This window comes from Streptomyces sp. NPDC101110 (assembly GCF_044759525.1).
In the GTDB taxonomy this organism is placed as follows: Bacteria; Actinomycetota; Actinomycetes; order Streptomycetales; family Streptomycetaceae; genus Streptomyces.
Map to the genome: position 1 here is coordinate 310,895 of NZ_JBIVZM010000006.1, position 23,697 is coordinate 334,591.

The following is a 23,697-nucleotide window of genomic DNA, read 5'->3' on the forward strand; positions in this document are numbered from 1 at the left end:
CCATTCTAATACCGGTATAGTAATTGGCATGGTGGAGCTGAAGACGGACACTTCTATCGACGCGATGTACGCGGCGGGCCAGGTCGTCGCCCGCGCCCTGACGGCCGTACAGGAGGCCGCCGACGTAGGTGTCTCCCTGCTGGAACTCGACGAGGTGGCACACGGCGTGCTGCGCGAGGCGGGCGCGTCCTCACCCTTCCTGGGGTACCGGCCGTCGTTCGCGCCGACCCCCTTCCCCGCCGTCCTCTGCGTCTCGGTGAACGACGCGATCGTGCACGGCGTCCCGGGCCGCTACCGCCTGCGCGACGGCGACCTGGTCTCCATCGACTTCGGCGCCGAACTGGAGGGCTGGGTCGGCGACTCCGCGCTCAGTTTCGTCGTGGGCACGCCGCGCGCGGCGGACCTCCGGCTGATCGGGACCGCCGAGCGGGCCCTCGCGGCCGGCATCGGGGCGGCCGTCGTGGGCAACCGCATCGGCGACATCGCCCACGCGATCGGCACCGTCTGCCGAGGGGCCGGCTACGGCATCCCCGACGGCTTCGGCGGGCACGGCATCGGCCGCCGCATGCACGAGGATCCCGGGGTTCCGAACGAGGGCCGCCGGGGGCGCGGCATGCGGCTGCGGCACGGCATGGTGCTGGCGATCGAGCCCATGGTCGTCGAGGGCGGTACGGACGACTACCACGCGGCGCCCGACGGCTGGACCCTGAGGACGAACGACGGCTCCCGGGCGGCTCACGCGGAGCACACGGTCGCGATCACGGACGCGGGACCGAGGATCCTGACCGCACGCTGAGCCATGCCTGACTTACCCGAATACATCCCAAAGGTGCCCCTCGCCGACGATCGTGCGAAGGTGTTCTACGAGCGCGCCCCAGGTGTAACCGGCCGCCACCCGGGTTACCCGACCCCGGCACGTCGACAAGCGAGGGCGTCCCCCGCCCGCGCGCCGGGGACGCCGGGAACGGAAGGCCCATGAGCAGCGGCTTCACCAGCCCGGAGGGCTACGGCTCGGACCCCTTCGGAGAATTCCTCGCACGCTTCTTCGGCGGACCGCGTCCCGGTCCCCGGCAGATCGATCTCGGCCGGCTGCTCAGCCAGCCGGCCCGGGAGCTCGTCCGCGGCGCGGCCCAGTACGCCGCCGAGCACGGCAGCCGGGACCTCGACACCCAGCATCTGCTGCGGGCGGCGCTCGCCACCGAGCCCACCCGCACGCTGCTCAGCAAAGCCGGCGCGAACCCCGACTCGCTGGCGTCGCAGATCGACGACCGGTCGGGGCCGGCCCAGCACAGCCGGGAGGACGCCCCGCCGCCGACCGCGCTGTCCCTCACTCCGGCCGCCAAGCGCGCGCTGCTGGACGCGCACGACATGGCACGGGCCCGCGGCTACGGCTACATCGGCCCGGAGCACGTCCTGAGCGCCCTCGCCTCCAACCCCGACTCGGCCGCCGGGCACATCCTCAACGCGGCCCGCTTCGCCCCCTCGGAGCCGCCCGAGGCGCCCGAGGTCCCGCAGTCCGAGCGGCCGCGCCCGACGAACACACCGACCCTCGACAAGTACGGCCGCGACCTCACCGAGCTGGCCCGCCAGGGCCGGATCGACCCGGTGATCGGCCGGGACCAGGAGATCGAGCAGACCGTCGAGGTCCTCTCCCGGCGCGGCAAGAACAACCCGGTGCTGATCGGTGACGCGGGCGTCGGCAAGACGGCCATCGTGGAGGGCCTGGCGCAGCGCATCTCCGAGGCGGACGTGCCCGATGTGCTGATCGGGCGCCGCGTGGTCGCCCTGGACCTCACAGGTGTGGTCGCGGGAACCCGCTACCGGGGTGACTTCGAGGAGCGGATGAACAACATCGTGGGCGAGATCCGCGCCCACTCCGACCAGCTGATCATCTTCATCGACGAGCTGCACACGGTCGTGGGCGCCGGTTCCGGTGGCGGCGACGGCAGCTCGATGGACGCCGGCAACATCCTCAAGCCCGCCCTCGCCCGGGGCGAGCTGCACATCGTGGGCGCCACCACGCTGGAGGAGTACCGCCGGATCGAGAAGGACGCGGCACTGGCCCGGCGCTTCCAGCCGATCATGGTGCCCGAGCCCACCGCCGCGGACGCCATCGAGATCCTGCGTGGCCTCCAGGACCGCTACGAGGCCCACCACCAGGTCCGTTACACCGACGAGGCGCTCGTGGCGGCCGTGGAGCTCTCCGACCGCTACCTCACCGACCGCCGCCTGCCCGACAAGGCGATCGACCTCATCGACCAGGCCGGTGCCCGGGTGCGGCTGAGGGCCCGGACCAAGGGCACGGACGTACGGGCCCTCGAGCGGGAGCTGGAGCAGCTGACCCGGGACAAGGACCAGGCCGTCGCCGACGAGCAGTACGAGCAGGCCACCCAGTTGCGCGACCGGATCGTGGACCTGAAGCAGCGGATCACCGAGGCCGGCGGTGAGGGCGAGGTCGACGAGGGCCAGGACCTGGTGGTCGGGGCCGAGTCGATCGCCGAGGTGGTGTCGCGGCAGACCGGCATCCCGGTCAGCAGCCTCACCCAGGAGGAGAAGGACCGTCTGCTGGGCCTGGAGGAGCATCTGCACCAGCGGGTGGTCGGCCAGGACGAGGCGGTGCGGGTGGTGTCGGACGCGGTGCTGCGCTCCCGCGCCGGTCTCGCGGCCCCCGACCGCCCCATCGGCAGCTTCCTCTTCCTCGGCCCGACGGGCGTGGGCAAGACCGAACTGGCCCGGGCGCTCGCCGAGGCCCTGTTCGGCAGCGAGGACCGCATGGTGCGGCTCGACATGAGCGAGTACCAGGAGCGCCACACCGTCAGCCGGCTGATCGGCGCCCCGCCCGGCTACGTCGGCCACGAGGAGGCGGGCCAGCTCACCGAGGTCGTACGCCGTCACCCGTACTCGCTGCTCCTGCTGGACGAGGTGGAGAAGGCCCACCCGGACGTCTTCAACATCCTGCTCCAGGTCCTCGACGACGGCCGGCTGACCGACTCCCAGGGCCGCACGGTGGACTTCAGCAACACGGTCATCGTGATGACGAGCAACCTCGGCTCCGAGGCGATCACCCGCCGGGGCGCCACGACGGGCTTCGCGGCGGGCGGCGCCGACGCCGACGAGGAGGCCCGCCGCGAGCAGATCCTGCGCCCGCTGCGGGAACACTTCCGTCCCGAGTTCCTGAACCGCATCGACGAGATCGTCGTCTTCCGCCAGCTCAGCACCGAACAGCTGCGCCGGATCACCGACCTCCTGCTGGACCGCACCCGGTCCCTGGTGCAGGACAAGGGCATCACGGTGGCCTTCACCGACCGGGCGGTTCAGTGGCTGGCCGACCGCGGCTACCAGCCGGAGTACGGCGCCCGCCCGCTCCGCCGCACGATCCAGCGCGAGGTGGACAACGAACTGTCACGCCTGCTGCTGGACGGCCGGGTCGAGAATGGCGGCAGGGTGACGGTGGACGTGGAGGACGGCAGGCTCGCGTTTCAGACCCAAGAGGCAGCAGCGCCCTCGTCCTAGGGGCGCGGGGCTGTGTCGATGTGCGGCTCCGCCACGTGGGCGCGACCAGCCCCCGCGCACCCGCACACGGCCGTCACCGCACGGGCCGCACCACCATCGCCGACCCCCCACCCCGGCGTACGGTCTCGGCGGCTGCCAGCCACTTGCCACCCGGCAGCCGCTGAACACCCGTGGCCGCACCGATCTCGGGGTTGGCCTTGAACGAGTGCCCGATGGCCTCCAGCTGCTTCCTGACATCACTGTCGAGACCGGGCTCCAGCTCCGTCTGCGTGGCGTTGCGCTGACTCGCCCGGGGTGCCGCGATCGCGTCGACGAGCGGCAGTCCCCGGTCGACGAACCCGGTGAGCGTCTGCAGAACGGTCGTGATGATCGTCGCGCCACCCGGCGACCCCAGTGCCACCACGGGCTGGTGGTGCCGGTCCAGCACGATGGTCGGCGAGATCGACGACCGGGGCCGCTTGCCCGGGCCCGGCAGGTTCGGGTCGTGCACGGCCGGGTTCGCCGGGGCGAAGGAGAAGTCCGTCAGCTCGTTGTTGAGGATGAACCCCCGGCCGGGGACGGTGATGCCGCTGCCGCCGGTCTGCTCGATGGTGAGGGTGTAGGCGACGACGTTGCCCCACTTGTCTGCCACCGTCAGATGCGTGGTGCTGTCACCCTCGTACGTCGTGGGCGCCGCCGTCCCACCGGAGCCGCACCGCTGCGGATGGCGCGGATCGCCGGGCGGCACCGGGCTGGTCAGCACGGCGTCGTCCTTGATGAGGCACTCGCGCGAGTCGGCGAACCTCTGCGACAGCAGTTCCCTCGTCGGCACGTCCTCGAAGGCGGGGTCGCCCACCCACCGGCCACGGTCGGCGAACGCGATCCGGCTGGCCTCGATGAAGCGGTGCAGGTAGCGCGCCTTGCTCGCCTTGGAGAGGTCGGTCCGCTCCAGGATGTTGAGCGCCTCCCCGACGGTCGTGCCCCCGGAGGAGGACGGCGCCATGGAGTAGACGCCGAGGCCGCGGTAGGAGGTCTTCGTGGGCGCCTGGACCTTCGTGCGGTAGCGGGCGAGGTCCTTGGCGGTCAGGTCGCCGGGCCGGGCGTTCCAGCCCGAGCCGGGGTCCACCGGCGGCTTGTTGACGGTGTCGACGACGTCCCGGCCGAGCCTGCCGTGGTACAGCGCGCCGACCCCCTCGCGTCCCAGCTCCGCGTAGGTGCGGGCGAGATCGGGGTTCTTGAAGGTGGAACCGACGACGGGGAGCCGCCCACCCGGCAGGAACAGCTCGGCGGTGTCCGGGAAGTAGCGGAAGCGGGTCTCGTTGGACGCCGTCTGCGAACGGAAGGTCTCGTCGACGGTGAACCCGTCGCGCGCCAGCCGCTCGGCCGGCTTCAGGACGCTCGCGAGCCGCTTGCTGCCCCACCGGTCGAGTGCGGTCTGCCAGGTGGCGGGCGTCCCCGGGGTGCCGACGCTCAGACCGCTGCTGACGGCGTCGGCGAAGGCGAGGGGCTTGCCGTTCTCGACGAACAGGTTCTCGTCGGCGCTCAGCGGGGCGGTCTCGCGGCCGTCGATGGTGCGTACCGTGCGGGACTCGGCGTCGTAGTACACGAAGTAGCCGCCCCCGCCGACGCCTGCGGAGTAGGGCTCGGTGACGCCGAGCGCGGCGGCCGTGGCGACGGCGGCGTCGACGGCGTTGCCGCCCTTCTTCAGGACCTCGATCCCGGCGGCGGAGGCGTCCGGGTCGACGCTGGAGACGGCGCCCCCGTAACCGACGGCCAGCGGGGTCTTCCCACCGCCCGCATCCGGCGGCGCGGATGGCGGCGCCGCCGCTCCCACCGACACCACCACGGCGGCCGAAACCGCCAGGACCGTCAGATTCCGTGCGACAGGGCGACGCATCCGCACCTCCAGTCAAAGGCCGTCCGCGCAGCTTAATTCATCGCCATGGCCGCGTCAGGCAGGCGTCAACACCGGTGCGTCGGGCCCGTCGGCATGCGCGCCCGTGCTTCGAACACCGGTGCGTCGGGCCCGCTAGCATGCGCGCCCATGAATGACGACCTGCGCAACATCGTCCTGGGAGTGGTCGCGGCGGGCATCAGTGCCGCGCTGGGCTGGGTGGCCCGCACCTACCTGTGGAAGCGCAAGCTCCGCAGGAAGCAGGCGTTCTTCGGGCTGCCCGACAACTCCGAATCCTTGCTGGTGGTCAACCGCGGTGCGACCGGACCCGAGTTCGCGGTGATGCGGTACGACGTGTTCGCACTGCTCGAACTCGCCGCGCTCATCAAGGACTGCAATGCCCACGCCCAGATACTTCCGCACGACACCGCACGTCAGGGTTTCGGGGAGCGCACGGAGTTCTGCGTGGGCGGCCCGGCGTCCAACCGGAGGATGGCGGCCCATCTGTCGTCGCTGCTGCCGGGTGTGCGGGTGAACGTGGACGCCGAACCGGGCCCGGACCGTGGCGCGTTCCAGGTCGGCACCGAGCGCTATCGCGTGGACAACGGCAGGGAGGAGTACGCGCTGCTCGCCCGGCTCACCGCAGACCGCAGCCAGAACACCCGCCCCGTCTTCCTGTTCTGCGGCCAGACGTCGATCACCAACCAGGCCACCACCCGCTACCTCGCCCGCAACCACGAGCGCCTGACCCGCAAGTACGGCAACACGTCCTTCGTGCTGCTGCTCAAGGTGATCAACTCGCAGGCGTACGGCCCGGACGTGGTCGAACTGGTGGAGGACGTGACACGGGCGGCACAGACCCCGGTGCCCGCCGCGGCGACGCCGGCTCCACGCAACACACACCGCGCCTCCTAGACTCCTCCACCGCTCAACAATCGTTACTGGCACGTAACTTACCGACGGGTTACCCCTGGTAAGAGGCGAAGGTTACCGTTCGGTCACTTTGCACTGACACGAGTGAGGAGTGACCCGTGGGACACCACCGCAAGGCCCTGCGCACCACCGCCGTAGGCGCCGTCTCGGCGACTCTGGTCGCCGGCACCGCGCTCGGCTTCGCCCCCACCGCCCACGCGGCGCCGAACGTCCGCTTCGTCGACATCGCCGGCGACGGCGGCACCGTCCTCAAGGCCAACGTCGTCACCCCGGCCGGCTCCCGCGGCACCGACCGCCACCCCCTGCTCGTCATGCCCACGAGCTGGGGCCTGCCTCAAGTCGAATACCTGGCCCAGGCACAGAAACTCGCCGACTCCGGGTACGTCGTCGTCACCTACAACGTGCGCGGCTTCTGGCAGTCGGGCGGCGAGATAGAAGTGGCGGGCCCGCCCGATGTCGCCGACGCGTCGAAGGTCATCGACTGGGCGCTCGCCCACACCCCCGCCGACGCCGGGCACATCGGCATGGCGGGCGTCTCCTACGGCGCGGGCATCAGCCTGCTCACGGCCGCACACGACAAGCGGGTCAAGGCGGTCGCCTCGCTCAGCGGCTGGGCCGACCTGATCGGCTCGATCTACTCCGGGCGCACCCAGCACCTCCAAGCCGCGGCCCTGCTGGACGGCGCGAGTGTGGTGACGGGCCGCCAGAGCCCGGAACTGCGGCAGACCTTCAACGACCTCTACGGATCCAACCTGGCGAAGGAGCCCGAGCTCGTCGCCTGGGGGAAGAAACGTTCCGCTGCGACCTACGTCGACCGGATCAACGACAACGGCGCCGCGGTGATGCTCGCCAACGCCTGGGGTGACAGCGTCTTCCCGCCCAACCAGTACGTCGACTTCTACGAGAAGCTGACCGGCCCGAAGCGGCTCGAGATGCGGCCCGGGGACCACGCCACCGCCGAGCTGACCGGTCTGTTCGGGCTGCCCAACGACGTCTGGAAGGACACCGCGCGCTGGTTCGATCACTACCTCAGGGGCGAGGACAACGGGATCGACCATGAGCAGCCCGTCCAGCTCAAGTCCCGTTCCGCGGGCGGCTACGAGGGCTACCCGGACTGGAAATCGGTCGCCGCGACCGACCGGAAGATCGCCCTCGGGGGCACGACCACGATCCGCGCGAACGTGAACTCGGGGGCGGACGGCGGTGTCGTCTTCCTGTCCAGCATCCTCGACCAGGTGGCCCAGCTGCCGCCGATGGCCTCGATCCCGCTGCTCCCCCGCCGCTGGGCCGCCGTCTGGCAGTCGGAGAAGTCCGCCACGGCCCAGCAGGTGCGCGGCACGGCGAAGTTGCACACGACCCTCACCCCGACCAAGGAGAGCGGCACCCTCGTCGCCTACCTGTACGACGTGGGGCCGCTCGGCCTCGGCAAGCTGGTCACCCACGCGCCGTACACCTTCCACGGGCGCACCCCCGGGAAGCCGTTCGGCGTCGACCTGGAGCTGTACTCCACGGCCTACGACGTCCCGGCCGGGCATCGCCTCGCCCTGGTCGTCGACACGGTCGACCCGCTCTACATCGAGCACAACCCGTCCGGCGCGCAGCTGACCTTCTCCTCGCCGGCGAACGACCCGTCATACGTGTCGGTTCCGCTGCGCGAGCAGTGATCTCCGGCTGCCGCCGGACGGGCCTGGCCGATGTGAACCGCCGCCCCCGTGGCCTTCGGGTCATGGGGGCCGCACCCGGTGGGAATGCCCCGCGGACCGGGCGTGCGGTCTGCTCACCCCGACGGGATCGGCGGCCTTCGGCGAAGTCCCCCTCTCCGACAGGATGAAGGGCACATCGTAGTCGAGGTCCGGTGCGATGAGCCGTCCGGTGCCCGCCCGTTCAGTGCTTGAGGATCTTGGAGAGGAAGTCCTTGGCGCGGTCGCTGCTCGGATTGGTGAAGAAGTCGTCGGGCGTGCGGTCCTCGACGATCCTGCCGTCGGCCATGAAGACGACGCGGTTGGCGGCCGAGCGGGCGAAGCCCATCTCGTGGGTGACGACGATCATGGTCATGCCTTCACGGGCGAGTTGCTTCATGACCTCCAGCACCTCGTTGATCATCTCCGGGTCGAGGGCCGAGGTGGGCTCGTCGAAGAGCATCACCTTGGGCTCCATGGCCAGGGCCCGGGCGATGGCCACGCGCTGCTGCTGGCCTCCGGAGAGCTGCGCCGGGTACTTGTCCGCCTGGTTGGCGACGCCGACCCGGTCGAGGAGTTCCCTGGAGCGCCGGTCGGCCTCCTCCTTGCTGCGCCCGCGGACCTTGACCTGCCCCAGGGACACGTTCTGCAACACGGTCTTGTGGGCGAAGAGGTTGAACGACTGGAAGACCATGCCGACGTCCGCGCGCAGCCGGGCCAGGGGCTTGCCCTCCTCCGGCAGCGGCTGCCCGTCGAGGACGATCTGCCCCGACTCGATGGTCTCCAGCCGGTTGATCGCCCGGCAGAGGGTCGACTTGCCCGACCCCGACGGGCCGATGACCACGACCACCTCCCCCCGGCCGACGGTGAGGTCGATGTCCTGGAGGACATGCAGCTCCCCGAAGTGCTTGTTGACGTCACGCAGCTCGATCAGCGGCTCGACGGCCATGCTCAGCCCTACTCACTCTCAGCTGTGTGGTGGTGGCCGCAACGTATCCAGGCAAGATCGAACCTGGCGGGCGACACGCACTTTTCGATCATTAGCCGTATTTACGTCGGACTTTGGGCCAAAGGTTCTGGCCAGGGCGTTCATGATTCCGCGACCTCCGCGTACAGCTGCGACAGCTCGGGCACCCCGAACGCGGCCCATTCGTGGCCGGAGTCGACGACGTCGAACTGGCGGCCGGAGTCCAGTCGTACGACGGGCTGACCGTCGGGACGGATCTCCCAGGCGGCCCCGGGTACGGTGCGCACGATGACGCTGCCCAGGTAGAGACCGGCGTCGTTGCCGAGCCAGGTCAGCGTCTCCTCGTCGTCCCGCCAGCGCGGCAGCAGCTGGTCCAGCGCCTCCAGCGAGTCCGCCGTGTCGTCCAGCCGGACACCCGCCCGGGACGCCTGGGAGCGCAGCAGTTCACACTCGGCGAGGAGTTCCGCGATGCCCGCGGGGTCGGGGATCCCGACCTTCTGGCGCCGATGGCCCAGGAAAGGGATGTTCATACGTCCAGCGTGTCATTCGCACCGGCGTACGCACCACAGGGCGCGCGGACCCGCCGATCCCGGTCATGTTCAGGCCGAGTTCACGCGACGCGCGTTGACGGGTCACTCCTGTCTCTCTAACTTCACCGTGCGTCTTGTGTCCCGGCCGTCGTTACCTCGTCAGTTCCGTCCCTGCGTTTCGTGTTGTCGCGTCGTGTGTCGCTGAGCGGGAGGAGTCGGCCGTGCGCCGATGTGTCCGGGGAATCCTGATCGTCCTGGCCCTGTGCGGTTCGCTGGTCCCGGCGGTGTCGGCCCGGGCCGCCGGGGAGAGACCGGCCGCCGCGGTGCCGCTGGAGCGGCTGTTCGACGATGTGGCCGTCAGCGACGACGGCTCGCCCGGCCGGGCCGACTTCGGCGGTTCCGGCGCCTCCCTGTCCGCACAGGACCTCGCCGCGGCGGGCTGGACGCCCGGTCGCGCCCTCACGGTCCAGGGCGCCCGGCTGACCTGGCCGAAACGGCGGCCGGGAGAGCCGGACAACGTGCGCGCCGCCGGGCAGCACGTCCGGGTGGCGGGGCGCGGGGACGCCCTGGCGTTCCTGGTGGCGGGCACGGCCGGCACCGAGGTGGGCGGACCGGGGACGGTCACGTACGGGGACGGCTCCCGCTCCGGGTACCGGCTGACCGCTCCCGACTGGCGCACCGGGCCGCTCGCGACCAAGGCGGTGGCCCTGCCGCACATCAACACGCCCGAAGGCCAACTCGCCGAGCGGGCCCGCCTGTACGTCGTGACGGTGCCGCTCGTCCCGGGCCGCGCGGTCGCCTCCGTCCGGCTGCCGAAGGCGGCCGGACTGCACGTCTTCGCGGTGTCGGTGCGGTCCGCCACGCGGGGCTGGACGGGCAGCTGGACCACGGCCGCGGGCGGCTACGCCGCCGTGGGGCCCTGGACGGAGCGGACACTGCGGCTGGTCGTGCACACCTCGGCCGGCGGGTCCCGGGTGAGGGTGCGGTTCGACAACACCTTCGCCTCGGCTCCGGTACGGATCAAGAGCGCCACGGTCGCGGTGCAGGCGGCGGGCGCCGCTCCGCGGGCCACACCCTTGACACTGTCGTTCGGCGGTGCGGCGGGCGTGACGATCCCGGCCGGAGCCCAGGCGTACAGCGATCCGCTCGCCTTCTCCGTCCCGGCGGACGCCAACCTGCTGGTGAGCTTCCATCTGCCCGGCACGGTGGCCGCGGCGCCCGTGCACGGACTCGCCCAGCAGCGCTCCTACGTCAGCGAGCCCGGAGACCACACGGCGGACGGCTCCGCCGGGGCGTACACCTCGGTGATCACCCGCTGGCCACTGCTCGCCGCGGTCGACGTGAGCGGCGGGCCCGGGTCGGTGGTGCTGCTCGGGGACTCGATCACCGACGGCGACAAGTCGACGGTGGGCGCCAACCGGCGCTGGCCGGACGTGCTGGCCGGCCGGCTGCTGAGGCAGGACGCCGTCCCGCGCTACGGCGTGCTGAACCTCGGCGTCTCGGGCAACCGCGTCGTCACCGACCGGTACCCGGGCGACGGGGTGTCCACGGACTCGGCCGGGGTCAGCGCCCTGCACCGCTTCGACCGGGACGTCCTCGCCCAGCCGTCGGCGCGTACCGCCGTCGTCTTCGAAGGGGTGAACGACCTGCGGTGGCAGACCTCCGCGGAGCAGCTGATCGCGGGGCTGCGTGAACTCGCGGCGCGCGGGCATGCACGGGGACTGCGGATGCTCGCGGCCACGATCCTGCCCTGCGAGGGCGAGGCACGGTGCACCGCCGCCGTCGACACCGAGCGGGTCGCGGTGAACGAGTGGATCCGCGACGGCGGGGTCTTCGACGGGGTGCTCGACTTCGACGCCGTGGTCCGCGACCCGCAGCGGCCCGCCCGGATGCTCCCCGCCTACGACAGCGGGGACCACCTGCACCCGGGCGACACGGGGCTGGCGGCCCTGGCGGACTCGGTCGACCTCGGGCTGCTGCGGCCCTAGACGTCCAGGTCCACGACGACGGGCGCGTGGTCCGACGCGCCCTTGCCCTTGCGTTCCTCACGGTCCACGTACGCGTCACCGACCGCCTTCGCGAAGGGCGTGTTGCCGTACACGAGGTCGATGCGCATGCCACGGTTCTTCGGGAAGCAGAGCTGGCGGTAGTCCCAGTACGTGAACGGGTGCTCGTACTTCAGGGGACGCGGGACCACGTCCGACAGGCCGGCCTCACGCAGCGAGGCCAGGGCGGCGCGCTCGGCGGCGGTGACGTGGGTGGAGCCCTCGAAGAAGGCCGGGTCGAAGACGTCGTCGTCCGTCGGTGCCACGTTGTAGTCGCCCATGACCGCGAACGGGCGGCTGCCCGCCGCGTCACCGGCGACGGCGGCCTTGAGCGCCTCGAACCACTGGAGCTTGTAGGCGTAGTGGGGGTGGTCCACCTCGCGGCCGTTCGGCACGTAGACCGACCAGACGCGCAGCGGGCCGCAGGTCGCGGAGATGGCGCGGGGCTCCACCGAGCCGTCGAACCCGGGGTCGCCGGGCAGGCCCTTGACGACGTCCTCGATGCCGACGCGGGAGAGCACCGCCACGCCGTTCCACCGGCCCGTCGCGTGGACCGCCGACTCGTAGCCCAGCTCGCGCAGCTGCTCCGCGGGGAACTGCTCCTCGGCGACCTTGGCCTCCTGGAGGCACAGCACGTCCGTGCCGCTGCTCTCCAGCCAGGCCAGGAGCCTCGGCAGGCGGGCGGTGATCGAGTTCACGTTCCAGGTCGCGATGCGCATGCCCCACAACCTACCCGGCGGGTCCGACAACGCCGCCCGGCCCCGTCAGACCTCGGCGGACTCCCCGGGGGTGAGCCGCAGGTGCTCCGAGCCGCCGAGCTGCCCGATCTGGCGGTCGTAGATCGGGCGGGCCAGGTCGGTCAGGAGGGCGTCGTGGATGTCGTAGGCGCGCTGCGGGGAGAGCTCGCGCACGTAGTCGATGACCTCGGAGATCTTGCTCCAGGGGGCCATGACCGGGAGCATCAGTGTCTCCACCGGGTGGTCCGGGACGGTGAGGGCGTCGCCGGGGTGGAAGACCTTGCCGCCGTCGACGAGGTAGCCGACGTTGGTGATGCGCGGGATGTCCGGGTGGATCACCGCATGGAGCTCACCGTGGACCTGGACGTCGAAACCGGCGGCGGTGAAGGTGTCCCCGTGGCCGACCGTGTGCACGCGGCCCGGGAAGGCCGCCGAGATCTTCTCCGCGACCGCCTTCAGGGTCCAGATCTCGGCGGCCGGGTTGTGCGCCATGGCAACGCGCAGCCGCGACTCGTCGAAGTGGTCGGGGTGCTCGTGGGTGACGAGGATCGCGTCCGCGCCGAGCGCGGCGTCCCCCTCGCTGAAGGCGCCGGGGTCGAGGACGAGGGTCCGGCCGTCCTTCTCCAGACGGACGCAGGCGTGCGACATCTTCGTGAGCTTCATGAGTCCATCCTGCCTCCGCGCTTCCCGCCGGTTCACTCCTGGGGCGTGGTCTCCTCACGGATGACCTGCTGGGCCACCTTGAACGCGCTGTTCGCGGCCGGGACACCGCAGTAGACGGCCGCCTGGAGCAGCACTTCCTTGATCTCGCCCGGGGTGAGGCCGTTGCGCAGGGCGGCTCTGGTGTGGAAGGCCAGCTCGTCGAGGTGGCCGCCTGCCACCAGGGCGGTGAGGGTGACGCAGCTGCGGGTGCGCCGGTCCAGGCCGGGGCGGTCCCAGATCTCGCCCCAGGCGTACCGGGTGAGGAGCTCCTGGAAGTCTCCGGAGAACTCGTCGGCCTGCGCGAGCGCCCGGTCGACGTGCGCGTCGCCCAGGACCTCGCGGCGGACCTTGATCCCGGCGTCGTACGGATCGGGCCGCCCCTGGGCCTGCGGCGCCACGGCGACGGGGGCGATCTCGGCGACCGGCCCGGCCTGCGGGGGCTGCGGCGGGGCGGGAGACAGGACCGGCTTGAGGACGGCCTGGGGCAGGGCGTTCTGGCCGGTGGAGGTCTCATAGGCCGGCTGCCAGGCGGTGGAGAAGTGCCGCACCAGCAGGTCGGTGACCGCCGCGGGCTGCTCCACCGGCACCAGGTGGGAGGCGCCGGGGACGACGGCGAGGCGGGCGTCCGGGATGCCGGCGACCAGGGTGCGGGCCTCGGCGGGGCCGGTGACCTGGTCGTCCGAGCCGACCAGGACCAGGGTCGGTACGCCGACCCGCCCGAGTTCGGGGCGGACGTCGAACGAGGCGAGCGCCTCGCAGGAGGCGATGTAACAGCCGGGGTCGGTGGTGCGCACCATCTGCACGGCCCACTCGGTGATCGCCGGCTGGGCGGCGGCGAACCCGCCGGTGAACCAGCGCTCGGGCGCGGTACGGGCGATCGGGTCGAGGCCGTTGGTGCGGACGATCACGCCTCTCTGCCGGAACTCGTCGGCCGTGCCGAAGCGGGGCGAGGCGGCGATCAGTGCGAGCGAGGCGAGCCGCTCGGGGTGGCGCAGGGCCAGTTCGATGCCGACGGCGCCGCCCAGCGCGCAGCCCGCGTAACCGAAGCGCTGCACGCCGAGCTCGTCGAGGGTGGCCAGCAGCCGCGTGGTGAGCTCACCCACCGAGCCCGCCGGGTACGCGGGGGCTCCGCCATGCCCGGGCAGGTCGAACCGGAAGACGCGCCACAGCTTGGTCAGCTCGGGGATCTGGCGGTCCCACATGTGCCATGTGGTACCCAGTGAGGGACCCAGGATCAGGACGGGAGCCTCTTCTGGCCCGTCAAAGCGGTATTGCAGGGTGTTCGACGGTGTCTCACTCACGCCCCAGACCCTCTCACGTCTCACGAAATCTCACACAGCCGGGGGGAAACCAGTGACTCGATGCATCCCCGGCTCGACTCATCGAGCACTGGCGACGGCCCTCACCGATCGAGCCTGAGCCTCTCAGTTTGCACACGCGCCCCGACGCAGCGTGTCCTATGGCCGCGCTCTCACCCTGTCCTCACATCGACGCGCTGCTTCCTTCATCAGCTCAGCGGCCAGCCGTTCCGAGTTTGCAGCAAAGCATGTGGTGCCGCCCCGAAGGTTGAGACGACGTAGCGGGAAACCTTTCGAGCCCCTCCGATCAGCCCCTGATCACCACCCCTTGGGATACGCCGCCGAACTCAGGCGCGTCCCTCCGCCTCACCATGTAGGCCATCCCATGTGGTGGCGGCTTCGCGGAGGTCTTCCACGTCTGGCTTCACATACCACTTCTTCGTGGTCTTCACGTTCGTGTGCCCGGCCCACCGGGCGAGGATGTGATCTGGCACGCCGTTGTTGGCAAGGAAAGTGAGGCAGGAGGCACGAGCGTCGTAGAGACGTACTCTGCGCAGGCCAAGGACCTCCATGAGCCGGTACGCGCGCCTGCGGAGCTGCTTGATCGTGAAAGCCTCCCCGGTCTCGTGCACCACGACGTACCCGGAGTCCGAGTAAGCCTCACCGAGGACGAGCTTCTCCTTGGCCTGGAGAGCCTTGAACGTCCTGAGGGCCATCAGTACTGGACCCGGCAAAGGAAGATCACGTTCTCCGGCCATGGACTTGGTGTCCTTTTCCACGACGTATCGATTCCCCATCATCGTCCGGGTGTTGGCTACGGTGATCGTGGCATTGTCCAAGTCGACGTCCTCCCATCGAAGTCCGCAGACTTCAGCGGGACGCAGACCCATGAGGGACAGCAGAAGGGGAGCATAGAGCCGTTCCGTCCTGACGCCGTGAATGAACATCTGGACTTCCTGGACGTTCCACGGCTTCACCTCCTGCTTCTTCTTCCGGTCCTCTTTACGCGCCCTGCGGGGAATTGTGACGTGCTGGGCCACATTCATGGCTAGCAGCCGTCGCGTCACTGCCCGATTCAAGGCATCCTTAAATCGTGCGAGACTCATTTCCACACTGGTCACTCCGAGCGGAGTGCCGGCTTTTCCGCCGCGTGCGCGTCCATACCTCAGCGCCCAATGCATCCACTCTTCTACGTCTTCCTCCGTGAGCTCTTGAAGCTGAATGTGGCCCAACTTTCCACGAACCCGATCCAAGGTAATCCGATAGTTGTAGATCGTGGTTTCTTCAAGATCATCCGCTTTCATGGCTAGCCACCGATCTAGCCACTCATTGACAGTGATCTGCTTGGGAGGAACGAACGTCCCTTCCTGGCGACGGTTGGTGATGCGCGCGTACTCAACCCTCGCTTCCTTGAGCGTGGCAAACGTACGAGTCAACTGCCTGCGCTTTCCGGTAGCAGGGTCGACTCCCACGTCGACCACGAACCGGTATCGCACCAGCCCCTTCGAGTTGGGTGGGAGCTTCTTGATCGGATCGGACAGGAGGTACTCACTCTCCTTCTGTACGTGGCCTACGCCGGCTAGGCACTAGCTCATCTGATTGACAACAGACCAGCGCCGTTCTGCGCCATGGCGCAGAACGGCATCTGCAGGTTCGCGCAGCTCCACCGCCAAGCACAGCCGCTCGCGCGAACGCGCTTCGAGGATCGTCACGATCGCCGGTTTTGCTAACCGGCGATCGTCGTCTATGTTGCGCTCGCCGTCCCCACACGATCCACGCTCTGAGTGCGTCGCTTAGGTTGGTGGGGCGAAGAGAAGGCGGACATATCGGCAACGTTCACGGACAGGGCGAGCTTCTCGTTACGTCAGGGACGGGCTGACCGACCACAGGGTTCAGGGGTGTTGTACGTTGACATACCCCAACGGCAACTTCCACCTCCTTCTGCGCCTTTCTCTTCTGCCGTGGGCGAATAAGGAAAGGTAGCTGCCGAACCGGGGGCCAGTTACCCCGGCGTGTAGCGCCAGAACCTACCCATGAATCACTTGCGACGAGTCACGAAGAGTTCCGGTCCTGCGATCCGGATCCGCGGTGAGCACCCGGCCAGGAAGCAGGCGGCACAGGTCACCACTAGTTCTGCAAGCTGTTTCTCTTCGTGTCGGCCCAAATCCCTCGACTTGGATGCTTGTCAGAGGGGTGAGCGCTCTGGATACAGAGTTCTTCGAGTTGGTCGCGAGCATCGCCGACGACGCCACTACCGACGGCGCAGTCCGGCTGGCCCCGGCGCTCTTCCAACCCATCGCAGGCGACGACGTCCGCAGGCGATGGGCCGAATCTCGACCGGGTCGCCGCTGAACGGCAGGGTCGAGGTCGCCGGGCCCGAGCGGTTCCGGATGGACGATTTCTTCCGGTGAGGCTGTCACGGACCCTCACGCCCGCTACTTCGGAGCCGAACTGAGCGAGGGAACTCTGGTGCCGGGCAGTGACGCGATCCTTGGCGAGACCCGCTACAGCGACTGGCCGGGCCGGACAGCGGTCTGATGGTCCCCTTGCCTACGCCTCCTGGCCCCCCGTGTCGACGAGGCGGAAGCGGAGCACGGCGCGGCTCTAGTGCCGCAACAGCGACCGCAGGGGACGGGCTGCGTTCGTCCGCAGGCAGCACGCAGGCGCACTGGGCCGCGAGCACGCCCGCCACCGGGGACCTCGTCACCACCCATCCAACCGCCAACCCGGTGAACCTATGCGGCCACACCACTAGCGGAAGTTCGCGCCCGTTGAGGCAAGGGCGTGGCGATGATCCAAGGCGCACTGGCAACATGCCGACATGCCATCGCTCTACAAGAACACCAAGCGGTACTACGGCTGTCGCTTCGGACAGGCTCAGCTGCGCAACCTGGCGGCCATGGTTGGCGAAGACATGGCGCCGGGATCAGTGTCCTTCCGTACGAACTTTGGCACTTACCACTTTCAGGCGGACACCCTGGCTGCCCTCGTTGCGGAGGTGGAAGCGTCTCCAGACGTCGGCACCAATAAGCCCTGGGACAACCTTACGATCACCGCACAAGGGCCCGCTCCTGGATCTGAATGCAGCATCACAATCGACCCAGATCGCACGGCCGTGGAGGTCAAAACTGACACCCACAACACTTGGGCTCGCGGTCTCGAAGCCCGCATCGGCGAACTCCTGACAGACCAAGCCGCGGGCCGCCATGACCAGACCCGCTCGCCAGCGGCCAAGCGCTTGCGTAGTTCCCTGGCGGGGGTCGGGCTCTGGGCCTTCGTCCTTTGGTACAGCGTCACCGTGTACCCGACCGCTCAAGAGGAGGTTGTTCTCGCGAACGGCAAGCACGCGCTCACGCAGGCGGGCGGCCAGCTTCCAACTAGTTCGTTGGTGGTGTTGGGCGCACTTCTCCTGTGGTGTATCGGCAACGCAGTAAGACACTTCGTCGGAGTGCGCGCCACCAGACCGACTTTGGTCGTGGCGTCCGATCTTCCTTCCGGCCCCGCCTGGCAGCGCCTCTCCTTCGCGGACAAGGTGGCAACTGTCGCTGCTGTACTGACTGGGCTAGCCATGGTGGGAACCGTCGTGTCAGCCGCAGCTGATGTCTTCAAGCCCTGACGCAACGGCCACACTCCGGGGGCCCGAAGGCTTCCGGGCCCGTGGCGTGGTCAGGGCCGGGGCAGCGGCAGGCCAGGCAGCTGCGGGTGGCGCAGGTGCTGCCCGCCGTCGTAGACGTGCAGCGTGAACGTCTGAGGCCCCGGCCGGCCGGCCTCATCGTACGCGGACAGCACGGCCTCGATCCGCTCCCACAGCTTGAAGGGGCCGCCCTCACTCACCTCCCACCGGCCTTCGCGCGGGGTGAGGGTGGCGGCGGAGCCGTCATGACGTCGACCAGGTGAACGACGTCGCCGACGGTCGTCATCTGCGCGTCGGGCACCGCGCACTTGGCGAGGAAGAGCAGGTGGAACGCCTCCTCGGTCGCCGCGGTGATCCGCTCCGGGGAGTGCCGGGCGGCGCGGCCCGTCTCCAGGAGGCCAGCGGCCCAGTCGGCGGGGCTGCCGAACGTCGGCGCCGCGTGGGTGCGGGCGGACATGAAGGAGACGGTGCCGTCCATGAGCTGGCCTCGGCGGTACCGTCGCCGTTCACGGTGAGCAGGACGCGTGCGTATCCGTAGAGCTAGCCGGACAGGGTGAGCAGGATCTTCCCACCCGGCCGTGTCTGGGCGAGCAAGGCCAGAGGGACGGCGCGGAAAGAGCAGGCGGCCACGATCCGGTCGAACTTGGCCTGAGCCGGCCAGTAGCCGTACAACCCGTCCGCCACTGCCAGGGTGTGGGTGAACCCGCAGGCATACAGCGCGCTGGCCGCCTGCTCCAGGCGGTGAGGATCGACCTCGATGCTCGTGACATCGGCTCAGCCGAGACGTTCGCAGGCGAGCGCCGTGGAGTAGCCGGTCCCAGTGCCGATCTCCAGCACCGTGTGCCCCTCGCGCACGTCCGCATCCGCCCACATCCGTACCTGCTGGTCGAGGACCACCGCGTCGCCCCCTGGTGCCCGCGCTGCGGCACCGGACGAGGTTCACACCCGCGCGGCGGATCTCGCCGCGGCCCGGCCAATCACGGTCGCTGCCTGAGACCATCGGACTCATGGGCAAGCACTCCCGACCCGGACCGCCGAACCAGCCATCCCGCGCCTTCCCGCGCGTCGACGCCGACGACAGGCTCGCCGCGTACAACAAGCGGCGCCGCCCGCCGCTGGATGTCCACCGCCGGCACCGACCGCTCCACGGCGGCGGCGGACACCTCCGCCCGCGCGAGCCTCGAGTCCTGGAGGAATGGAACGGATTTTCGTACGAGCCCGCGGGCACCGCAGCGAACCTCGCAGATGCTCAGCGGTGGGTGAACGAACAGACGACTTGCACGGACAGCTGCTCGGTCGAGGAACATCGGAACAGCGATGAGTAATAGCCCTCACTCCGCTGCTCGCTGGATCAGTAGCCGGCCCTGGCCGCCAGTTGGGAAGCGATCCTCGCACAACGCGCGGCGTACCCCTGAAGGTGGCGTTCCTGGAATTCTGCCGCGTCCCAGTCCTCCTCGTGTACTTCTCCGTCTGGCCAGACGTAGGCCCAGGCGGCAGACCCGCAGGTCAGATCGATTCGCCGCAGGTCGTACCGATCATCTTCGAAGGTGTCGAGGACTCGCCACTCCCGCTCGCTCATGCCCGTCAGCAGCAGGCCGGGGGTTTCAGAGCCGGGTGCGGAGACAAGACCGGGATATACGCGACCGTCGAGAGCCGCGGCGCGCCAGCCTAGCGTGGTGGCGGGCTGGCGCTCGGGGACGCGTCCGATGAGGCCGATAAGCACCGGCTCGAACTGAAGCGTGCCGTAGACAAACAGGGCCGTCGGACCGTCAGCAAGTCGGTTCGGCGGGGGAGTTTGTAAGCCCGCCAAGCGCTCCGCCAAGTTCGAGTCCCGCATGTACTCCTCCGTTGGGTCAGGCCGGGGTGAGGGTGAGCAGACGCCGGTCCTCTCGAGCACCTGCCCGTTTGCCTCATGCGTTAGTAAACACACCGCCAAAGCCGAGGATCAGGCCACGGTACGTGGTTGGCAGGCAGCCTCCTCGCCGATCTGGTCGTACGTATTAGCGTGAGCAGCTGGTAGTTGCCCAGGTTTGCGGGCTACATGATCCCCTTCCATCGCCACGGCGGCGCCCCGGCCCGGCCGCGAAGGCAGTCGACTCGGTACTGCGCCTCGCGCCGCCACTCTGGGCGGGTAGCGGCGTGCTGCGCCGCGTAGGTCGTCATCCGAAACTCGCGTACGCCAGCGAAGAGTTCATACCCTTCCCACTCCGTTACGTCGGTGCCGTAGGTCTCGCAGAACGCGGCGTACTGTTCGGGAGACACCGCGCCGGTCGTGGTGAGCTTGACTGCGGTCGACACGAGATCCCACTCCGGCGGGCCGTACGAAGCGCGCTCGAAGTCCATCAACAACGGGCCGGCCTCCGTACGCGCCACGTTGCCGACCCATGCATCTCCGTGGACTACACACTCCGGCAGGCCCCTCGGCCTCGAAGCCCACTGAGTCTTGAGGTCTGTGAGGCGGTCGTGCAGCCACTGTCGGTCATCGTCGGAGAGCGAGCTCGCTGCCTCGATACGCTCGACCAGCCGGACGAACGGGTCCAGCTCGCCGAGCGGCAGGTCTGGTTTCGGCAGGGCGTGCAATTGCTTGAGGAGCGCGACGACGTCGGCGACGGTCCCGATTTCATGTGGCGGCAGCTCTTGCCAAAACGTCACTGGGTACCCGTTCGCCGCTACCGGCTGCCGCAGGTCAAGGGCGCGTACCGCAGGCACGCCCTGTGCGGCCAGCCATCGGGCGACCAGAACCTCGCGCGTTGCGGCGGCGGACTGGCCGGGCCGGGCGATACGCACCACCACCCCCGCGGGAAGACGCCATATGGCGTTCTCGGCGAGCCGTATCGGTTCCGCGTCGGTCGCGTCGAGGCCGGCGGCGAGGCACGCCGCCTGAAGTACGGCTTGGGTGGGCGTGGGTGAAGTGGTCACGCCTGCACCGTAGCCGCGATGCGTTCGCGCAGGTCGCTGGCCTCGGAGAGCTTCCTGTGACGGCCCGCGAACCGGGCGAGTTCCCGCAGGTCGTCGGCGGCCCGGCACGAGGTCAACTTGCCGACGTCGTCCAACGCTTGGTGGCCGAGCGCGATCGCGTACCGCGGGTCGTCGCCCTTTGCCATGACCAGGGAAGCGAGCTTCGTCTCGGAGATGGCCCGTGAGCGGGCGAAGGCGTTCCCGTGGCCCTTCACCGCTATCTCGAATCGGCGGGCAGCTTGCCCCGGGTCCTGGTCCGCGTGGACAGCGAGATCGAAGAGCGCGTGCGCGGTATCACCGTGGTGCTGGGCGTAGTCGTAGTACGCCATCCACGGCGGATCCTGTGCCGGATCTGACTGTTCGAACGCAGCGTCGGCTTCTCCGACCGCCCGCAGGGTGTTGGCTACGTCGCGCATCTTGCCAAAGGCGCGGGCCCGAGCGGTATGCAGCATGGCACGCTCGGTCGCAGTAAGGCGGTCGGAGCGCACCAGGCCCTTCTCCGCATGGGTGAGGCCGGTGTCCGGATCTCCGACCCAGATTTCCTGCCGAGCCATGAACGAGTACGTCTTGGCGCGCAGGTGCCACTCCCCGGCTTCCTCCGCGCACTCGGCGGCTAGCCGGAAGCTGACTCGGGCATCGTCGTGGGCGTAAGCGTCGAACTGCGAGGCACCGACAACAATCCCCAAGCGGGCCACGGAGGCTAGAAGTTCGGGGCGCAGTGGCTCGGGGCAAGGCACCGGCAGCAGGGAGGCACCCCACATGATGGCGCTCCGGGCAAGTTCTCGTACCGCGCCGCCGCCTCCGTACTCATTGTCCTGGCGGTGGATGACATCGGCCAGTGACTTCAGCTGCCCGATCTCGCGGGGGCGGATCAGAGTCGGGATCTCCCGGGGGGCCGTTGGGGTCACAAGGTGGACGAGGTCTATGGGGGCGATGGCGGCAAGGCCGCTCGTGGCGAGGAAGGCACGACGGTCCACAGAGGCAGGGCTCCCGCTTGGAGGTGTTGTACTACCTCTGCCCAGGATGCGGCCTGCATGGACCTGAACCGACGCCTCCGCCCTGCAGGGGGATGCACTTTCCGTTTCGGGGCGGGGTTTTTCCGTTTGGCCGAACACCATCCCCCACGCCCTGGTGAGGACTCCGCCGGTCTCCAAGACCTCGTCCAGGCGCTCGGCCAAGTCCTCCGAGCAGGTGGCGGTCCCCTTCTCGATCTTCTCAAGAAGAGAGCCGCTGACCTGCACTCTTCCGCCCAACTCGGAGTGAGTGAGGGGGCCGCGCTTCTTGCGCCAGGTCCGCAGTTCATAGCCGAACCAGTCGCGCGGAGACGCATCCGGAGTCAACTGCTTCTCGGGTCTTGGCATGGGCTGTTCCTCGCTCACGAAACGGAAGATCGAGGTTTCCGAATCAAGATCTGCACGCGGTCCTGTCGGCCTGGCTCAATGGTTGCTCACGGCCGCCACCCCAGTACACACCGCATCCGGCGCCGGTTGGAGAGATTTCGTCGAACGAGGGACTCCCCATGCAGGCAGACCTGTTGGTGGCTCAACAGCCCATCACGGAGGGCACAAGCTCAGCGATCCGGACGCGCGCCGGAGCATGCGAGATCGACATCGCTCTAACAGCCGCAGCCGTCTCGGGCGTGCGTGACCTCGTCAGGGCTTGCCTACGTCTGTGGGGCCTGACGGAACTCGACTGGCGGGCCACTCTCGCCGTGTCCGAACTGCTGACGAACGCCTTCGAGCACGCCCGCAAGGAACACGAGTCCTCTGTTCCAGTGAAGGTCGTTCTCACCCGAACCCCTGACGGTGTCTTCCTGTGCGTCAGTGACCCGGACCCCCGGCTCCCGGCTCCCGTCTCGGCTGGCGACAAGGACGAAGGCGGTCGCGGCCTGGTGCTGGTCAAGGAGCTCAGCAACAGCTACGGCTGCTCGTCCACTGCACACGGCAAGGACGTTTGGGCCACGATCCTGCACTCCGCGTAGCCAGACCTGCCCGTCTCACAAGAGCCGCGAAAGGACCACCACCATGTGCCGGCACTCGCTGCCGTTGCCCAGGGCCGACGAAACCGATCCGAAGGTCGACGGGATTTCATCTTCGGCGACGATGCGTTCGGAGAGCCCGGGTGAGGCTTCGGCCCCGGGCCCGGCCCCCGTGCGGAACCTCTCCGAAGAGGGAAACGGGAGCCAGGACGACCGTGCCTCCGGGGCTACCCTCCTCCGCATCTCCGGGGGCAGGCCGTGATGAATGCCCACGGCGACGCCACCGTCGAGGACTTACGGCAAGCCCGTCTACGAGCGCTCCGACGCGTCACGCCAGTAGGCCGCAAGCATCTCGCTCGGCCAGGCCGGCTGGCGGACGGTGCCTCGGGGCCCCATCTCGTGAAAGTAGGGAGCCAGGTCCAAAACCGGTGTCCCGTCGACCGCGTCGAGATCCGTCACCAGGAGGTCGCGGCCTTTCACACTCAGCAGCCGTGGGTAGCTGATGGCCAGTTGGTTGGGGCGCCGATGGTTCCGGTGGACGAAAGTGCCAGTCGCCGGCCACTGCGGGTTTCCCCGGGGGCTGCGGGCGTGGAGCTGAACATCCTCGGGCTGCGCCAAGTGAAAGCGCCACGTCACCGTCAGGTGGGAGAACTCTTCGATCCCCAGAAGGGTTTCGAGGGGGTACTCCTCGTTGAGTCGGATCACCGACTGGACCCCGCCTTGGAAGTCGTCCTGAACGCGGGTGTGGCCGCCGACGACCGTTGCGATCGATTCGACCTCGTACGTCGTCACCGGTACTGGTTCCTCTCCCTTGGAGATGCTGGTCCGCGAGCTGCCGCTGGACGCCACA

The 23,697-nt window shown here is 69.2% G+C and carries 19 protein-coding genes and 1 pseudogene; 8 read left to right on the forward strand and 12 right to left on the reverse strand.

The window, feature by feature from the left end:
* Window positions 1–28: 28 nt before the first annotated feature.
* Both map and ACIQU3_RS16610 read left to right on the forward strand, forming a co-directional pair.
* The gene (map, locus tag ACIQU3_RS16605) at window positions 29–796 is read left to right on the forward strand and encodes a type I methionyl aminopeptidase (protein ID WP_403925677.1); all 768 of its coding nucleotides are present in this window, start codon (window positions 29–31) and stop codon (window positions 794–796) included.
* A 179-nt stretch (window positions 797–975) separates the two neighbouring features.
* Complete coding sequence (locus tag ACIQU3_RS16610) at window positions 976–3,513, forward strand: ATP-dependent Clp protease ATP-binding subunit (RefSeq protein ID WP_403925680.1); 2,538 nt, start codon at window positions 976–978, stop codon at window positions 3,511–3,513.
* A gap of 73 nt (window positions 3,514–3,586) precedes the next feature.
* On the opposite strand, the gene ggt is transcribed toward ACIQU3_RS16610, so the two are convergent.
* Window positions 3,587–5,389, reverse strand: coding sequence for a gamma-glutamyltransferase (gene ggt / locus ACIQU3_RS16615; RefSeq protein ID WP_403925682.1), 1,803 nt, complete (start codon window positions 5,387–5,389; stop codon window positions 3,587–3,589).
* Between the two features lie 147 nt (window positions 5,390–5,536).
* Here ggt and ACIQU3_RS16620 point away from each other — a divergent pair, with 147 nt between their 5' ends.
* Both ACIQU3_RS16620 and ACIQU3_RS16625 read left to right on the forward strand, forming a co-directional pair.
* The gene (locus ACIQU3_RS16620; protein WP_403733485.1) at window positions 5,537–6,301 is read left to right on the forward strand and encodes a hypothetical protein; all 765 of its coding nucleotides are present in this window, start codon (window positions 5,537–5,539) and stop codon (window positions 6,299–6,301) included.
* A gap of 116 nt (window positions 6,302–6,417) precedes the next feature.
* Window positions 6,418–7,983, forward strand: a complete 1,566-nt coding sequence (locus ACIQU3_RS16625) for an alpha/beta fold hydrolase (protein WP_403925685.1) — start codon at window positions 6,418–6,420, stop codon at window positions 7,981–7,983.
* A gap of 220 nt (window positions 7,984–8,203) precedes the next feature.
* Here ACIQU3_RS16625 and ACIQU3_RS16630 read toward each other — a convergent pair whose 3' ends face one another.
* Together ACIQU3_RS16630 and ACIQU3_RS16635 are read right to left on the reverse strand one after the other, a co-directional pair.
* A complete protein-coding gene (locus ACIQU3_RS16630; protein WP_403733475.1) occupies window positions 8,204–8,947 on the reverse strand; it encodes an amino acid ABC transporter ATP-binding protein in 744 nt (247 codons plus the stop codon).
* A gap of 140 nt (window positions 8,948–9,087) precedes the next feature.
* On the reverse strand, window positions 9,088–9,495 hold the full coding sequence (locus ACIQU3_RS16635; RefSeq protein WP_403733472.1) for a DUF6278 family protein: 408 nt from the start codon (window positions 9,493–9,495) through the stop codon (window positions 9,088–9,090).
* A 221-nt stretch (window positions 9,496–9,716) separates the two neighbouring features.
* Here ACIQU3_RS16635 and ACIQU3_RS16640 point away from each other — a divergent pair, with 221 nt between their 5' ends.
* The gene (locus tag ACIQU3_RS16640) at window positions 9,717–11,483 is read left to right on the forward strand and encodes an SGNH/GDSL hydrolase family protein (RefSeq protein ID WP_403733469.1); all 1,767 of its coding nucleotides are present in this window, start codon (window positions 9,717–9,719) and stop codon (window positions 11,481–11,483) included.
* On the opposite strand, the gene ACIQU3_RS16645 is transcribed toward ACIQU3_RS16640, so the two are convergent.
* The 4 genes from ACIQU3_RS16645 to ACIQU3_RS16660 form a co-directional block, all read right to left on the reverse strand.
* On the reverse strand, window positions 11,480–12,259 hold the full coding sequence (locus tag ACIQU3_RS16645) for an exodeoxyribonuclease III (protein ID WP_403733466.1): 780 nt from the start codon (window positions 12,257–12,259) through the stop codon (window positions 11,480–11,482). The genes ACIQU3_RS16640 and ACIQU3_RS16645 overlap by 4 nt on opposite strands.
* 45 nt (window positions 12,260–12,304) lie before the next feature.
* Window positions 12,305–12,940 (reverse strand): MBL fold metallo-hydrolase, encoded by a 636-nt coding sequence (locus tag ACIQU3_RS16650; RefSeq protein ID WP_403925688.1) that lies wholly within the window; start codon window positions 12,938–12,940, stop codon window positions 12,305–12,307.
* Between the two features lie 32 nt (window positions 12,941–12,972).
* Window positions 12,973–14,280 carry a 4-carboxymuconolactone decarboxylase gene (gene pcaC, locus ACIQU3_RS16655; protein ID WP_403733462.1) on the reverse strand — a complete coding sequence of 436 codons (1,308 nt, stop codon included), beginning with the start codon at window positions 14,278–14,280 and terminating at the stop codon, window positions 12,973–12,975.
* Between the two features lie 344 nt (window positions 14,281–14,624).
* A complete protein-coding gene (locus ACIQU3_RS16660) occupies window positions 14,625–15,758 on the reverse strand; it encodes a tyrosine-type recombinase/integrase (protein ID WP_403925691.1) in 1,134 nt (377 codons plus the stop codon).
* A gap of 1,340 nt (window positions 15,759–17,098) precedes the next feature.
* Here ACIQU3_RS16660 and ACIQU3_RS16665 point away from each other — a divergent pair.
* The gene (locus ACIQU3_RS16665) at window positions 17,099–17,893 is read left to right on the forward strand and encodes a hypothetical protein (RefSeq protein ID WP_403925693.1); all 795 of its coding nucleotides are present in this window, start codon (window positions 17,099–17,101) and stop codon (window positions 17,891–17,893) included.
* 50 nt (window positions 17,894–17,943) lie between these two features.
* Here ACIQU3_RS16665 and ACIQU3_RS16670 read toward each other — a convergent pair.
* Window positions 17,944–18,790 (reverse strand): annotated as a pseudogene (locus ACIQU3_RS16670) (methyltransferase domain-containing protein); the annotation flags it as partial.
* Between the two features lie 128 nt (window positions 18,791–18,918).
* Between ACIQU3_RS16670 and ACIQU3_RS16675 the strand changes: the two are divergent.
* On the forward strand, window positions 18,919–19,236 hold the full coding sequence (locus tag ACIQU3_RS16675) for a DUF6087 family protein (protein ID WP_403925696.1): 318 nt from the start codon (window positions 18,919–18,921) through the stop codon (window positions 19,234–19,236).
* Window positions 19,237–19,262: 26 nt separating this feature from the next.
* Here the strand turns inward: ACIQU3_RS16675 and ACIQU3_RS16680 are convergent, their stop codons facing one another.
* The 3 genes from ACIQU3_RS16680 to ACIQU3_RS16690 all read right to left on the reverse strand — a co-directional run bounded on the left by ACIQU3_RS16680 (window position 19,263) and on the right by ACIQU3_RS16690 (window position 22,248).
* Complete coding sequence (locus tag ACIQU3_RS16680) at window positions 19,263–19,748, reverse strand: gamma-glutamylcyclotransferase family protein (RefSeq protein WP_403925698.1); 486 nt, start codon at window positions 19,746–19,748, stop codon at window positions 19,263–19,265.
* Window positions 19,749–19,948: 200 nt separating this feature from the next.
* Window positions 19,949–20,830, reverse strand: coding sequence for an aminoglycoside phosphotransferase family protein (locus ACIQU3_RS16685; protein ID WP_403925700.1), 882 nt, complete (start codon window positions 20,828–20,830; stop codon window positions 19,949–19,951).
* Window positions 20,827–22,248, reverse strand: coding sequence for a helix-turn-helix domain-containing protein (locus ACIQU3_RS16690; RefSeq protein WP_403925703.1), 1,422 nt, complete (start codon window positions 22,246–22,248; stop codon window positions 20,827–20,829). Before ACIQU3_RS16690 ends, ACIQU3_RS16685 begins: the two co-directional genes overlap by 4 nt.
* A 140-nt stretch (window positions 22,249–22,388) precedes the next feature.
* Between ACIQU3_RS16690 and ACIQU3_RS16695 the strand changes: the two genes are divergently transcribed.
* The gene (locus ACIQU3_RS16695) at window positions 22,389–22,850 is read left to right on the forward strand and encodes an ATP-binding protein (protein ID WP_403925706.1); all 462 of its coding nucleotides are present in this window, start codon (window positions 22,389–22,391) and stop codon (window positions 22,848–22,850) included.
* A 306-nt stretch (window positions 22,851–23,156) separates the two neighbouring features.
* Here the strand turns inward: ACIQU3_RS16695 and ACIQU3_RS16700 are convergent, their stop codons facing one another.
* Window positions 23,157–23,639: an SAM-dependent methyltransferase gene (locus ACIQU3_RS16700; protein WP_403925709.1), complete on the reverse strand. Its 483-nt coding sequence runs from the start codon at window positions 23,637–23,639 to the stop codon at window positions 23,157–23,159.
* Between the last annotated feature and the right edge of the window lie 58 nt (window positions 23,640–23,697).

Coding starts and splice junctions, on each gene's coding strand:
- map (WP_403925677.1), top strand. CDS start 29: ATGGTGGAGCTGAAGACGGACACTTCTATCGACGCGATGTACGCGGCG.
- ACIQU3_RS16610 (WP_403925680.1), top strand. CDS start 976: ATGAGCAGCGGCTTCACCAGCCCGGAGGGCTACGGCTCGGACCCCTTC.
- ggt (WP_403925682.1), bottom strand. CDS start 5,389: ATGCGTCGCCCTGTCGCACGGAATCTGACGGTCCTGGCGGTTTCGGCC.
- ACIQU3_RS16620 (WP_403733485.1), top strand. CDS start 5,537: ATGAATGACGACCTGCGCAACATCGTCCTGGGAGTGGTCGCGGCGGGC.
- ACIQU3_RS16630 (WP_403733475.1), bottom strand. CDS start 8,947: ATGGCCGTCGAGCCGCTGATCGAGCTGCGTGACGTCAACAAGCACTTC.
- ACIQU3_RS16635 (WP_403733472.1), bottom strand. CDS start 9,495: ATGAACATCCCTTTCCTGGGCCATCGGCGCCAGAAGGTCGGGATCCCC.
- ACIQU3_RS16645 (WP_403733466.1), bottom strand. CDS start 12,259: ATGCGCATCGCGACCTGGAACGTGAACTCGATCACCGCCCGCCTGCCG.
- ACIQU3_RS16650 (WP_403925688.1), bottom strand. CDS start 12,940: ATGAAGCTCACGAAGATGTCGCACGCCTGCGTCCGTCTGGAGAAGGAC.
- ACIQU3_RS16665 (WP_403925693.1), top strand. CDS start 17,099: ATGCCATCGCTCTACAAGAACACCAAGCGGTACTACGGCTGTCGCTTC.
- ACIQU3_RS16675 (WP_403925696.1), top strand. CDS start 18,919: ATGGGCAAGCACTCCCGACCCGGACCGCCGAACCAGCCATCCCGCGCC.
- ACIQU3_RS16680 (WP_403925698.1), bottom strand. CDS start 19,748: ATGCGGGACTCGAACTTGGCGGAGCGCTTGGCGGGCTTACAAACTCCC.
- ACIQU3_RS16695 (WP_403925706.1), top strand. CDS start 22,389: ATGCAGGCAGACCTGTTGGTGGCTCAACAGCCCATCACGGAGGGCACA.